Here is a 13,984-nt window from a genome sequence, read left to right as displayed (position 1 = left end):
TTAAGCCTCCAACAATTTATTAACCGCGTTTTTTGTGTTTTGATCTATTTCATCGTCGGCGAGGACAAGATCTGCAACTTCGCCGAAAGAGCCTTTTAATGTGTTTGAATAGAAATACATTCCGTCTATATAAACATATGCTCTTGCAGTAATTTCTCTGTTATAATACTGCTTTGGTATATTGGAAATAACCAGATTAAACGATGTTGTGCCGTCATTTTCAGTTCTGTTAGGTGCCAATGCTTCTTTGACATTTTTACCGTCAACAGTTTCTATTGACAAATTATCCGCGCCCTTTTGACTGTAGATAAACCCATATTCAACATCATTTGCAAGACTTTCTATTTCGCTGATATTATTCCAAGTGAAGCCAAAACGAATACCGGCAACAGATGTACATATCGACCTGCCTAAATCGGTTACATTGATTGGATTTTCTATGCTGTCATTTCTACTGTCACATGGTATAAATTTCAATCCTTCTTTAACATAATACCAATTATTTTTCGCCCATTTTTCAGCATATGAATCTTTAGGAGCGATAACCGTATATTTACCGTTTATACTGCTGTCTTGTATGGTTCCTTCTGTTAAGCAATCCGAAAGATAAAGAGTGAAATCGTCTTTTTTCGGATAATAAATATCATAGTTTGTGTTCATTTTTTCAAGTTTAGGGGCATAAATGAAGTTTAAATTAAGACATCCTCTTAAATCTGAATAGTAATTGAATTGTGTTGCTTGCGGTGTATAAATATATTCAAGCGCAGGGATTCTTCCGTTATTTATCTCCATCATACCATTATCATCAAATGTAAAAGACGGCACTTTGTCTATTTTTGGAGCATAAATATATTTTAGCGAAAAGCAATTTGTAAATTCCGCATCACTCATAGAAGCCAATTTTTCTGCACTTTCAATATTCAAATACTCTAATTTATCTCCGGCAAAATCGCCGCCGGCTAATGTTTTGCAACTTGGAAGATTAATTGTTTTAGCCGCCGCATTTCTAAATGCGTTTCCCCATAATTTTGTACAATTAGTTAAATCTAATGTTTCAAATAAAGAATCTTCAAAGCCGCCGGATTCAACTTCTTCAATTTGTGTAAAATCCATTTCCTTGGGAAGTGAAGCACAGTTTGCAAATGCTCTTGTGCCGACAATTGTTACGAGAGGAATATTAATTTCAGACAATAGTTTACAGTCTTTAAATGCGCCCATCAACCGGTCAACCTTGGGAAGATTTGCAGATTTAATCGGTGTGTTTTCAAATACCCTATGGCAATAGATTAGGTTTGGAAAATTCGCTTCTGATATACCTGTGCCTGACAAAGCTCCTATTCCGTCAGTATATCCGCCGGAACTTGCACCTATCAGACTTTCGGTAAAGGATAGTTTTGTCAGCATACTGCAATTGTAAAACGTGGCATCATTGATATACTGAATTTTCGGCATATTTTCTTCATATAGCGCAGTACAGTTTTTAAATGCAGATTCCCAACAACTTTTAACTCCAAGAGCCTTAATTTCTTGTAAATTGCTGTTTTCAAATGCAGAAGTTTTAATTATCTCAATCGTGTCAGGTAGTTCAATGTGAACTATATCACTGTTCTTAAAACAATTTGAACCAACTGCAACAGGAGTGATTCCGTTTATTGTATTGGGAACTTTTATTGCAACATATTTGCCATTATATGCTGTAATATCCCCCTCATCTGTTATTTCAAAATCACTTTCCTGAGCATTTTTGAATATCTGATAACTTGCAGATGTATATTGGCTGTGAAGTGCACTGCCTATAATCGGAAAAGCAGCAGCAATAATTGTTGCCTGACTGTCAACTTCAATGGCACCCCTGTATGTAGTGCCGTTTGAGGCGCTTGGCAAGGTGTTATCGGTTGTATAAATTATCTTGGTGTTCAAACGGTCAGGTGATGACAATTCAACCTTAATTGTGTCAGTATATTCACCGTTTTCGTAATTGAAAGAAACGCCGTCTTTTCTTTCTCCGTCAACAATAAGATTTGAAAAATTAAGCAATCCTGCACCTGACCAGAGTCGGTCTGCAGGCTTATTTGTATTGAATGCAGAGTCTTTTAGCTTTTTATATACTTCATCAGGATTTAAAGATTTATCCTGAGCAAGCACAATAGCTGCTGCCGCTGATACAAATGGTGCTGATGCAGATGTGCCTGCAAAATTGTAGCTATATGAACCGCCGATACTTGTGGTATAAACATTTATTCCCGGTGCTGCCATATCAACTGTTGAACCATAGTTAGAAAACCAGCATTTTTCACCTTTTTGGTCAAAAGCTGAAACCGCAAATACATTTTCATCGTTGGCAGGTGTACTTTCAGCAGTATCAAGATTTTCATTACCGGCACTTGCTATTAGAGTTATACCGCTTTCCTTAAGTTCTTTTAGAAGATTCGTTTCAATATGATTAGGCTCACCGTATCCACCGAAACTCATATTAATTACATCCGGTTTATCATTCATATTCAAAATATACTCATAAGTGCAGATTAAAGCAGAAGTGTATACTTTTCCATCTCTGCTGCCTGCTTTAAAAGCGGCAATCTTAACATTATCAGGAGTACATTGTGCAATGATACCGGCACAGTTTGTCCCATGACCTTCATCGTCAATTTCATTGTTTTGCACACCTGATGTGCTAAAATTAACATTTGTTCTTATAATTCTTGATTTAAGCATTGTATGCGTGTAATCAACACCGGAATCAATAATGCCGACAGTAACATCAGATAAATTTTTATTTTTCAAATATTTTAAGGTTGAATCTGATTCAGTAAATGTATATGCCCATTTTGATGTGTCTGAAGCATATGTTGAAGAAGTGGAATTAATGTCAGCATTAAGATTATATACTCTGTCGTTTTCTGCTGATAAGCCTTGTTTTTCATACTGCTTTAAAGCGTTTTCGGCATCTTCGTTGTCTTCAAACTGAATAAAAGCATAGCCAAGTCCATACACCGCATCAACAGCATCATATGTATTGATTTTGGATTTCGTTTTTACAATAACTCTGTTATCAACAGTTAAACTTTCTATTCCTGTGTTTTCAAGTATTTCTTCATATTCGTCATTATATTTCTCTGACATTTCTGCAATATCATTGCTCACGCAAACGGCATCATTCATCCGAATTCCCGCCGCAATTACACTTTCACACGGATATATTACCGATAGAAACATTGTCAGTGTAAGTATAATACTTATTACTTTTTTCATTAATAACCACACCTTCTCTGTAAAGTACAGTTATGCCCGAAAGCATAACTGTACTAAACTTTTATTCAATAGATTCTGTTGTTTGATACGGAGTTTTTGTTTTATTAACAGAATACTTTGTCACAATTACTTTATAAAGTAAAAACATCATATGTTCAATAATTTGCGACAAATGCAAAGGCTGAGAGGATAAATGCAGAAAAAATTAGGGGCTGACAAACAAATGTCAACCCCCCATGTTAATGGTGTTATATACTAATTTTTCTTCATGAAAATAACCTCAGTTTCAAAGACTTTTTGCTGATTGTCATATTTCCAGTCATAAACAGCACCGTACTTTTTTACTATTTTATTTATACTTTTAATACCTAACCCATGATGTGCTTTATCGCTCTTTCTTGTTTTTAACTCCTTGTTATCTGTCACCGGTGGAAGAAAACAGCTATTTTTTATTATAAGACCATCATATATATTATTTTTTGAAAATACATTTAACTGAACAAATGCGTTATTACTATTTTTGGCAGCTTCAACTGCATTATCAAGCAAATTATTCATTAGTGTTGATAAATCCACATCATCAATATAGGAAAGATTTGAGGTCTTAACATCAACATCAAATTTTATTTTTTTGCTTTCACACAAGGTTGCATATTTGCTGATAATTAAATCCAACATTTTATTTTTGCTGATTCCGGTATAAGAGAATTTTTCGATGGTCGGATATAATTTATCAATATATTGATTAACAGCATTTATATCCTCAAGATTTCTTATCTGCGTTAAATGATTTTTTATATCGTGTGAAAATAAATGCATTTCTTTATTCGTTTGTTCTAATATTTCGTAATATTTTTCATCTTGTTCTTGTTGACGCTGAATTTCTTTGATTTCATGAAGTTCATTTGAGTTTTTTAATGAAAATTCATATATTACAAATACTAATATATTTGCAAAAAGAATACCTATGCAGGAAACTATCCAAAGCACATTCATGATTTGAGTTAATGTAATTTGATATGTAATATACCTAAAACATATTAAAATAAACATACTTGATAGTGGCATGACAAAAAGTAACCAAAAAAATTTATTGTCGGTGCTTTCTTTTTGAGCCAAAAATTTCAATATTACCATCATAATTGAAAAATACAAAAGCTTACTAATTACTGTTACAAAAACATATGCCGATATGTTTTTTTCTAATGCATTAAAATCGTCAAAGAAAGCCACACCGATTATTGAAGTTATAATTTCCGTTGCAAACATTACAATTAAAAACAACAGCGAATGGAATAAAGCTGTTTTGAAGCTTATATCATAAAGAAAATAAAATAATAAGGTATATGACAAAAACATAAGCGCTATATTTAAATATGTTATATTAAGTTGATATACACATCCGAGAAACGTTGTATTTAATAAAAATATAACGATTCTGGTTTTTCGGCTTTTCTTTTCACTAAATAATATATCGGAATAATAAAAAACCATCAAAAACTCAAATAAATACATGAATATATCAATAATTATTTTAGTCATTTTTAAAGTCCTCTCCGATAAAATCTAAGAACCGTCTTTTAAATATTGGCTGTTTTCTTGTTGCAATTGAAATTTTTATAAAAGAGTAAGGCTCTAATAAGGATAACTCTTCTCGCTTGTAACTTTTAACATAATTTAAATTTACAATAAAACTATTATGTGGTACTGCAAAACAGCTCATGTTTAATTTATCTCTCAAACTTTTCATGGTTTCTTTGATTCTGTATTCATTTTGCTTAGTGTAAATATAAACTCCCTTGAATTTAGCCTCTACATAAATGATTTCGGAAGCTTTAATTCTAATTACATTATTGTCCTTTAGATGAAACGAAAGCATTTTCTCATTGAGTATTGACATAGATTTATCCAATGCTGAAAATATTCTTTTTTGTGTAATGGGTTTATCTATATATCTAGTAACATTAATATCCATAGCCTCATCTAAATACTGGCGATATGATGTTACAATTAAAATAATAGTATTACGGTTTAATTTTTGCAGTTTCATTGCAACATCAATACCATTTGAATCTCCAAGTTCAATATCTAAAAATACAATATCAAATTTTTGATTTGTATTGAGTAATTCTTTACCAGATGAAAATTCATATAATTCAAATGTTAAATTATGTTGTTTAAAATACTCATTTACATATGTTTTAACTGAAAGTCTGCATTCTGTTATATCATCACATATTGCTATTTTCATTATTTCACCACCAAAAAACACAGCGTTACTAACACAATTATAATATCACAAAAGGTTACAATATCCAAGCGAAATAATTATATTGCATTTGACTGCAACAAAAAAGGCAAAAGCAAGCCTTCATCCGCAGAAAAAATGAGGGCAAAAATGAGGACAATTATTCGTTTTTGCTCGATATAGCTACGATATATCAACACCCATCAAGGATATGCCAACAAACAAAAACCACAACATATAGTGTCTTTGAACAAAAAAAATACAGATTAATCAATAGATTAATCTGTAGAATGTGGCAGAGGTATAAGGATTCGAACCTTAAATGACGGAGTCAGAGCCTCGCAATCTTTTTTCAAAACCGCCTATTCAAGCCATTTTTCAGACTTTGCGTCTCTCAAAAATCTCTCAGAATTTTATTTTTGCTCAGCACAGCAAATTCGTATGAGGAATTGCGAACCCTACACTGAGGTGTAGAAAGAAGTTCTAAATCCACATTATCTTTTATAGTAGGGTACTGCATCATTTGATGACGAAGCATATAAAAGGGCAAACTTAAAGAGAAGGCTAAATGGGAGTTTGGCAGTTGCCAAAAACTGAAAATAAATGTATAATAAAGTCCAATAAATAATAAAGGATACAGACTGTCGATAAAGCTCCTGAAACACGCCAAATATAATTAACCGAATTATGCCTCCCATTTTTTTAAAGGGGAGGTGGCAACACGAAGTGTTGACGGTGGGGTTTTAAAAATGCTGTAAATATCGAACTTACAGCATTTTTGGCGTTTTTCGTTTTTTGCGAACAAGCGGTACCATTGTACAGCAATGTTCGCAAGAAAACGAAATTCAGAAACTTTCTCAACAGCCTACATATTATTATGTTAAACCTTATTCCGACACCGAAATTTGTAGAAATCAACGAAACAAAAACGCTAAATGTGAAATCAATCGTGATAAACGAAACCGATATCAACCGAGATGCGATTGATGATTTTTATGCGTTTTTGAGCAAAATCAACATTCAAAACGGCAACGGTTCACAGATTGAATTTGCTGATGACGGCTCACTTGACAACGAAGAATACAGGCTTGAAATCAACGACAAAATCCGTATTTATTCAAACAGCCTCGGCGGAAAAATTTTTGCATTGCAAACGCTGAAACAAATCCTTTTTCAATATGGTGAAAATGTGCCTTGCCTCACAATCAAGGACAAGCCGAAGCACGAAATCAGAGGATTTATGCTTGATGTGGGCAGATATTTTTTCTTTGTTGATGATGTAAAACTGTTCATCAGAAAAATGTCGCTGCACAAGTTAAATTTTCTGCATCTGCATCTTACGGAAGATCAGGGATGGCGAGTTGAAATCGACAAATATCCATTGCTCACTCAAATCGGTTCGGTTAGAAAAAAGACCAATTTCAACCACAAGGAGCACGGCGGATTTTACACAAAGGCTCAAATCAAAGAGATTGTTGACTATGCCCACAATTTTGCAATCGGCGTTATGCCCGAATTTGACATTCCGGGGCACAGCAGGAGTGCAATGGCGGGCTACAGCTATCTTGGCTGTTTTGACAGAAAGTTGCCTGTTGCCGACCATTGGGGAGTTAAGCACGATGTTCTGTGTGCAGGGAAGGACTCAACCTACGAATTTGTTGAAAATATTATTGATGAATTTTGCGAAATGTTCCCCGACAAATATTTTCACATCGGCGGTGACGAAGTGCCGAAACACAGATGGCATTTGTGTCCGCATTGTCAGGCGAAAATGAAAGAATTGGGATTGAAGAACGAGGACGAACTTCAATGCTATTTTATGAACAGAGTGAACGATTACTGCAAAAGCAAGGGCAAGCAGGCGTTTATGTGGAGCTGGGATTTGAAGGACGACAAACTGCTTTCGGAAGATTTGGGCTTTACAAAATGCGGGGATATGGACACGGGCAACCGACCGTTCATTGACACAAGCACATCTGCTTACTACATTGATTTGCCCTATGGATACATCAGCCTAAAGAATACAGCCGAGCACCGACTTTACTCCGGCAACTGCCTCGGCGGTGAGGTCACATTATGGACAGAATATGTGCCGAATATGACGAGGGCGGACAAGGTGACTTATCCACGACTTGGTGCAATGGCTCAAACCGTGTGGCACGGTGATAACACCTACGAACAGTTTGCCGAAAATTTGGACTATTATTATTCATTTCTCGACAAAAACGGAATCGGTTATTCCAAACCGAATACGGCAAATCCGAGCAAACTTTTGGCATTCTTCCAAAATCTTTGGTTCGAAAGACGACAGCTCACTTGGGAGGGTCTGACCAACATTTTTGACGACCTGAAAGTTGAACGACTTGCTAAAAAACAGCAACACACAACAGACTGTTGAAAAAGCGATTGGACATCGGGTTTCATTGTTGCGATAAGCCTTTAATGTTTCTTAAATATAATAAACTATCCGAAAACATAAATACGCCCCCTTAACTATAAATCATTATAGCATTTAGGGGGCGTACTTTTCGCCATATAAACTTGTTAGATCAGTGACCTTTTATTAAGTTTAACTGCATTGGTCGGCAACTTATACTATGTTAAATTATTCTGTATGGTAAGAAAGCAAAACAGCGAAACTTCAATTTTACACTGTTTATACTTCTTCTGTTTTTATCACCTTTGCACTTTTAATGGAGAGTGCGTTGGAATGAAGCGGAATTTCAATTTCGTTATACACATTTGACACGCCGAATTTTGTTTTTGGTGCTGTGCGAATAATCAGCGTGGAATCTTTTTCGATATATTCCTTGTAATCACGGAGATTCATAATGAATTTTCGGTCTATGTTGAAATAATCGTTTATTATTTGATTTCCACTAAATACCTGCAAATTCAAACCGTCAAAATCAAATTCAAGCACAACATCCTTGTGCTCTTTCAATATGTTTTCAGGCAGTTTTAATTCATAATAGCAACGCTTGCCTGTTGAAAGCAGATAGTGATTATACGGCAGTTTTCTTTTGCTTGTTTGAGTCAAGGTGATTTGGTCTTTCAAATCAATATCCGACACCTGCTCGCAAAGGATTTTTCCGCTGTCGCAATATACTGTGCCGTCAAGGAAATAAGGCTTGCCGTCAATGAAGTGAAAACGCTTTGCCTTTTCATAAGAGATAATATAAATCGTCACATCGTCTATTATGTTTTCTTCATCAAGAGCCAGCGCCTGCACCTTGCCGTTGATTGAGCATTTTGGCGTGACACCTTCACACTCGGTAAAATAGCAAACCGTTTTGCCGTCCTTTTGCGTTTTGGCAACAGGCTGTGCAAGAATGTAATCAAACTGCACCGAGTCTATTTGAATATTAAAAGGATAAAAGAACATTGCACCGGCTTTTACATCAATACTCGGCAAGTTTATCGTTTTGCCCTGTATAGAAAAATCAACTTGAACATCTTTGAAATCATTGTATTTTAAGCCTTTTTCATACGCACCTGCAAAGAAGTAACCGCTTCCGTCATTGTCGGCTCTTACGGAACATTTCAAGAACGAAATGTCCATTGGGTCTGTGCTGTTCCATTTTGGAAAATATGCCTGTTTTGTGGATATTTCTGTGTCAAAATCGCTGATGAAAAGGTGCATAAGACGAAGTCTGTTGCCGTGCGCACGGCAAGCGCCGTATCTGCTGATAGGTGCTTGGAAGTCGTAATCAATAATCGGATAGTCGTTTGGATATCCTGTCAACTTGCTTTCCTGCAACAGACGGTCATTGGGATTTGCACCGCCACAGAACATATAGTAACCGATCCAATTCATACCGCTTGCAAACTTTGCAAAGCTGACGCCGTAGCCGTCTTTTTCGCTGATGAACGGTCTGCGGTGCTGTGTTACCTGATTGCCCGGTCCTGTTTCGCAAGTGCCGTAAGGAATGTAGTCAAACACACCGCTTTCGGCTTTTTGGCTTTTGAATAAATCTCCGCCGATTTCGTCCTCTGTTCTTGCAGGAGTGATGGCAAAACGATTGTTTGGATTGAGTTCTTTTTTACCGCCGTTCCAAGGGCCGTCGGGATAACCTCCTGCCAACGGCAAAAGGCGATTGTCGGGTTTGCTTAACGGCCAAGCGGTCATTGTGAAAAACGGCGCTTTGTATCCGATTTCTTCCGCCAATTTTCTCAAGGTCAAAAGGTGCTTGATAGGTCCTGTGTATTCGTTGTCAATCTGAATACCGATAACGGTTTTTCCATCAAGATACGGCGCAACCTCTTTGTATAATCCTTGCCAGTATTCTTTAACTTCTGCAAGATATTCGGGTGCGTCAGTTCTTTTTCGTATCATTTTGTTTATGCGTTTTGGGAAGTCACCGTACACAACCTCGGCGTGACACCAAGGGCCGATACGCAAAATGCAAGGCATATCAATTTCCTTGCACAGTTGCAAAAAACCTGCAATGTCCTTGTTTCCGCTAAAATCAAACTGTCCTTTGATTTCCTCGTGGTAATTCCAAAACACATAGGTGGATACGGTGTTTATGCCGCATTCACGCATTTTCAAAAGTGTTTCTTTCCAACGCTCTTTCGGCACTCTTGCAAAGTGCATTTCACCTGCAATGATTGAATAAGGCTTGCCGTTTTTTGTGAAATACAGCGTGTTGCAACCGTATTCACTTTCCATATTTGAATAATCAAAGTGTCCGTTTTTAACTTCTTTAGGACTTGCTTTAATTTCGATTTTCATAAAAAATTCCCCTTTTTTGCAATATCGCTTTTGCATTCTATTGCGTACGGTTATTATATCATTACGGTAATTTTTTGTAAACCGAATTATATATTATCGTTTTGCTTTTCATATATCGCTGTGCTATAATCAAAATTAAATAACACAAGGAATAGCATAACCCAATGAACAATTTGATAGAATTATTTGGTAATCATATATATAAAACCGCACCGACAAATCCTTTGTCAGCAAGAAAAAAGCTGTGCTTTGCATTTAGTACGGCAGGTCTTATGTGCAAATATTTCCCGACAAAAAAGCTCTTGCCGTCACGCCAATTTATGCAATGGGCGGCTGCCGATTCTGCAATTACACCGTTGAAAACAGGCAAAAATTCTGCAATCGTAAGTCTGTATCTGCCGTGCGAAATTTTGCATTCAATGGGCATCAGCACGCTGTTTCCGGAGGCTCTCGCTTGCTATTTGGCTGCCGCAAGGTCGGAGCAGATATTCATCGACACGGCGGAGCAAAACTTTGTTTCGCAAACCATGTGCTCTTATCACAAGGCTTTCATCGGAATGGTGGAAACGGGCGTTTTGCCAAAGCCTAATTTTATCATCAACACAACCCTTGCCTGTGATGCAAATCACTTGTCGTTCAGGCGGGCAGCGGAATACTACAATGTGCCTCAATATATAATTGATGTGCCGTACAATTATTCAAGCGGTGCGGTGGATTATGTTGCACAGCAAATCAGAGATATGGTGACCTTTATTGAAAAGCAGGGCTATACCTTTGATGAGGCAAAGCTGATTGAAACGGTTGAAAAATCAAAGCAGACGCTAAAGAATTTTAATGATATTTTGGCACTTCGTGCAAATCGTTCGTTGTCGGACGAAATGACTTCTCAAATGCTGTCGGTTTTTGCAACACATGTTATGCTCGGCACGGACAACGCATTGAAATACAGCAATGATTTGAAAAACGAGCTTGCCGCTGTTCCCGAGGGCAAAAAGGGCGTAAGGCTTCTTTGGGTGCACACCTTGCCTTATTGGCAGGACGCTTTGCGTGATTTGATTAACTTCACCGACCGTTGCGAGATTGTCGCTTGTGATATGGTTATGGACGCTATGTATTGTGACCTTGAAGAAACCGACCCGTACAGATTTATGGCAGACCGACTTGTCAGAAATACCGTCAACGGAAACGGCACGAACAGAATAAACGCAACGCTTGAACTTGCCAAAAAGCTCAATGCAGACGGCATAGTTTGGTACTGCCATTGGGGTTGCAAGCAAACGGCAGGACTTTCAAACATTGCAAAATCGATCTTTGAGGCAAACGACTTCCCAACGCTTATTCTTGACGGTGACGGCTGTAATTGGAACAATGTCAACGACGGTCAAACCGTGACGAGAACAGAAGCATTTTTAGAACTGTTGGAGAATAGAAAATGATTGGATATAACTGCAAATACACACCGGTGGAGATTTTGGCAGGCTTTGACGATTATCGTTTAATCAATAACGAAACGGAGCATTTTGACTATTCTTCACAGGCTATGCACTCAAATGTTTGCTCACACATCAAGGCGATTTGCGAGGAAATACATCGGGGCGACTATGACAAACTTGTATTTATGAACTGCTGTGACAGCACAAGACGGTTGTTTGATGTGGCAGAAAGAAAAATTAAATACAAAACCATTCTTGACCTGCCGATTGACAACGGTGCTTGTGCCGTAAAACGGTTAAAAAATGATTTGCTTTTTCTTATAAAAGACCTTGAAGCACAGACAGGCAAAGTGTTTGACGCAAAAGAATTTTTGCAAAATTTCAGCGACAAGCCGATTGCGTTCCCAAACAGCAAATTCATTTTAGTGCTTGGTGCAAATGCAAACGGAAGCCTGATGAATGTAATCAGAGAGTCGTTCCAAACGCCTGTAATCAATATGACTTGTTCAAACAATCGCTGTGTTTCAAACGAAAATATGAGCGAAAACGACAGTCTTGACGAACTGATGGAAAAATACGCAAGAGCGTTGATGGCACAAACGCCTTGTATGCGAATGAGCGACACGACATCAAGAAAGCAACTGCTAAACAACGAAAATTTGGCAGGAATCGTATACCACACAATCAAGTTTTGCGATTATTATTGCTTTGAATACACAAAACTTGCAGACAGAAAGACGCCGATTTTAAAAATCGAAACGGACTACACCACACAGCAATTAGGTCAGCTTTCAACAAGGCTGGAGGCTTTTTGCGAAACCTTGAACACGGAGAATAATTCAAAGATAAAAATGAACGAAAACGGAAAATATTACGCAGGAATTGACAGCGGTTCAACCTCAACGGAGCTTGTCATTTTTGACGAAAACAAGAATATTGTCAAGGCTGTTATGGTCAGAACAGGTGCTAACGCCCGGGCAGGTGCGCAAAAGGCACTTGACGAGGCACAAATCGGTCTTGACGAAATAAAAGCCATAACCGCAACAGGCTATGGCAGAAAAAATATTGATTTTGCAAACGAGGATGTAACGGAAATCACTTGCCACGCAAGAGGGGCGAGGTTTTTGTATCCCAAAGCACGATATATTATTGACATCGGCGGACAGGATTCAAAGTTTATCACTCTTGATGAAAACGGAAATGTTGCCTCGTTTGTTATGAATGATAAATGCGCAGCAGGCACAGGTCGTTTTCTCGAAAATATGGCAAAGGCTCTTGAAATCAGTATGGAGCAAATGGCGAATGACGGCTTAAAATTCGGCGAGGACATTTCAATTTCAAATATGTGCACAGTGTTTGCCGAAAGCGAAGTAATTTCGCTGATTTCCGATAATAAAAAGATAGCCGATATTATTCACGGTTTGAACAAAAGCGTTGCGATAAAGACGAAAGCTCTTGCAAGCAAGGCGGTCGGTGCAGACGGTGTAATGATGACAGGCGGTGTTGCAAACAACAAGGGTGTTGTAACCGAACTTGAAAAGCAGTTGGACACAAAGATTTTCATATCCGACAAGCCTGAATTTTGCGGTGCAATCGGTGCGGGATTGTTTGCCGTTGACAGCGACAGATAAATCTTATTTTGGAGAAGCAAATGAACAAGAATTTTCAGAAAAAAACGGCTTACGACCATGTAAAGCAGACGAAAAAAGAGAACTTTAGATTTTTGAATGAGAAGTACGCACAGCACGGGCAAACGGTGCTGTTCGGCGACTCAATCACTGAAATATTTAACAGTTACGAGCTGTTTTATGCCTTTTCGCAAACCACAGGACAGGCGGTTTACAACCGTGGAATCAGCGGTGACACAAGCGACAGATTGTTGGAAAGGCTCGAATGTAACGCCTTGAACATAAACCCGAAAAATCTTGTGATTTTAATCGGAACAAACGACATCGGCATAAGAGTTCCGACCGAGTACATCTTGAGAAATATTCAAGAAATTTTGCAAAGAACGCAGAAACTCTGCCCGAATACAAACATTGTGTTGCAGGCGATTTATCCCGTAAATTCGCATTTGTCAGTCATTGCAAGGCAGATGGTCGGCAAACGCAGTAACAAAAAGATTTTGGCAATCAACGAAGAACTGCACAAAATCGCTCTTGAAAGCAAGGTGCAATGGCTCGACCTTACAAAAGTGCTGTCCGACGAAAAGGGCAGACTTGCAAAAGCGTATTGCTATGACGGTCTGCACCTGAACGCTCAAGGCTTTGAGATTGTATCCGAAAATATTATCCCACTCTTGAAATAAATATAAGT

At 37.6% G+C, this 13,984-nt stretch carries 8 protein-coding genes; 4 read left to right on the top strand and 4 right to left on the bottom strand.

Annotated elements, in window-relative coordinates; all coding sequences use genetic code 11:
• The 3 genes from Q0E03_RS06420 to Q0E03_RS06410 form a co-directional block, all read right to left on the bottom strand.
• On the bottom strand, positions 1–3,162 hold the full coding sequence (locus Q0E03_RS06420; RefSeq protein ID WP_297130606.1) for a S8 family serine peptidase: 3,162 nt from the start codon (positions 3,160–3,162) through the stop codon (positions 1–3).
• Between the two features lie 345 nt (positions 3,163–3,507).
• Complete coding sequence (locus Q0E03_RS06415) at positions 3,508–4,794, bottom strand: sensor histidine kinase (RefSeq protein ID WP_297130603.1); 1,287 nt, start codon at positions 4,792–4,794, stop codon at positions 3,508–3,510.
• The gene (locus Q0E03_RS06410) at positions 4,787–5,503 is read right to left on the bottom strand and encodes a LytTR family DNA-binding domain-containing protein (RefSeq protein WP_297130600.1); all 717 of its coding nucleotides are present in this window, start codon (positions 5,501–5,503) and stop codon (positions 4,787–4,789) included. Before Q0E03_RS06410 ends, Q0E03_RS06415 begins: the two co-directional genes overlap by 8 nt.
• 874 nt (positions 5,504–6,377) lie before the next feature.
• Here Q0E03_RS06410 and Q0E03_RS06405 point away from each other — a divergent pair.
• Positions 6,378–7,898 (top strand): beta-N-acetylhexosaminidase, encoded by a 1,521-nt coding sequence (locus tag Q0E03_RS06405; protein ID WP_297130597.1) that lies wholly within the window; start codon positions 6,378–6,380, stop codon positions 7,896–7,898.
• 258 nt (positions 7,899–8,156) lie between these two features.
• On the opposite strand, the gene Q0E03_RS06400 is transcribed toward Q0E03_RS06405, so the two are convergent.
• Positions 8,157–10,235 (bottom strand): beta-galactosidase, encoded by a 2,079-nt coding sequence (locus Q0E03_RS06400; protein WP_297130594.1) that lies wholly within the window; start codon positions 10,233–10,235, stop codon positions 8,157–8,159.
• Between the two features lie 164 nt (positions 10,236–10,399).
• Between Q0E03_RS06400 and Q0E03_RS06395 the strand changes: the two genes are divergently transcribed.
• From Q0E03_RS06395 to Q0E03_RS06385, 3 genes are read left to right on the top strand one after another with little or no spacing between them, the layout of a single operon-like run.
• A complete protein-coding gene (locus Q0E03_RS06395) occupies positions 10,400–11,671 on the top strand; it encodes a 2-hydroxyacyl-CoA dehydratase subunit D (RefSeq protein WP_297130591.1) in 1,272 nt (423 codons plus the stop codon).
• Entirely contained in the window at positions 11,668–13,299 is a 1,632-nt protein-coding gene (locus Q0E03_RS06390; RefSeq protein ID WP_297130588.1) for an acyl-CoA dehydratase activase, read from the top strand. Before Q0E03_RS06395 ends, Q0E03_RS06390 begins: the two co-directional genes overlap by 4 nt.
• A 20-nt stretch (positions 13,300–13,319) precedes the next feature.
• Complete coding sequence (locus Q0E03_RS06385; protein ID WP_297130585.1) at positions 13,320–13,976, top strand: GDSL-type esterase/lipase family protein; 657 nt, start codon at positions 13,320–13,322, stop codon at positions 13,974–13,976.
• Positions 13,977–13,984: the final 8 nt, after the last annotated feature.

The sequence above is a fragment of the uncultured Eubacterium sp. genome, assembly GCF_934525195.1.
In the GTDB taxonomy this organism is placed as follows: domain Bacteria; phylum Bacillota; class Clostridia; order Oscillospirales; family Acutalibacteraceae; genus Eubacterium_R.
Note: the sequence above shows the minus strand (reverse complement) of the source record. Positions and strands in the feature narration are given on the sequence as shown.

Excerpts from the sequence above, each read along its gene's own strand:
- Q0E03_RS06415 (WP_297130603.1), bottom strand. The coding sequence starts at position 4,794 with ATGACTAAAATAATTATTGATATATTCATGTATTTATTTGAGTTTTTG.
- Q0E03_RS06420 (WP_297130606.1), bottom strand. The coding sequence starts at position 3,162 with ATGAATGATGCCGTTTGCGTGAGCAATGATATTGCAGAAATGTCAGAG.
- Q0E03_RS06410 (WP_297130600.1), bottom strand. The coding sequence starts at position 5,503 with ATGAAAATAGCAATATGTGATGATATAACAGAATGCAGACTTTCAGTT.
- Q0E03_RS06395 (WP_297130591.1), top strand. The coding sequence starts at position 10,400 with ATGAACAATTTGATAGAATTATTTGGTAATCATATATATAAAACCGCA.
- Q0E03_RS06400 (WP_297130594.1), bottom strand. The coding sequence starts at position 10,235 with ATGAAAATCGAAATTAAAGCAAGTCCTAAAGAAGTTAAAAACGGACAC.
- Q0E03_RS06405 (WP_297130597.1), top strand. The coding sequence starts at position 6,378 with ATGTTAAACCTTATTCCGACACCGAAATTTGTAGAAATCAACGAAACA.
- Q0E03_RS06385 (WP_297130585.1), top strand. The coding sequence starts at position 13,320 with ATGAACAAGAATTTTCAGAAAAAAACGGCTTACGACCATGTAAAGCAG.
- Q0E03_RS06390 (WP_297130588.1), top strand. The coding sequence starts at position 11,668 with ATGATTGGATATAACTGCAAATACACACCGGTGGAGATTTTGGCAGGC.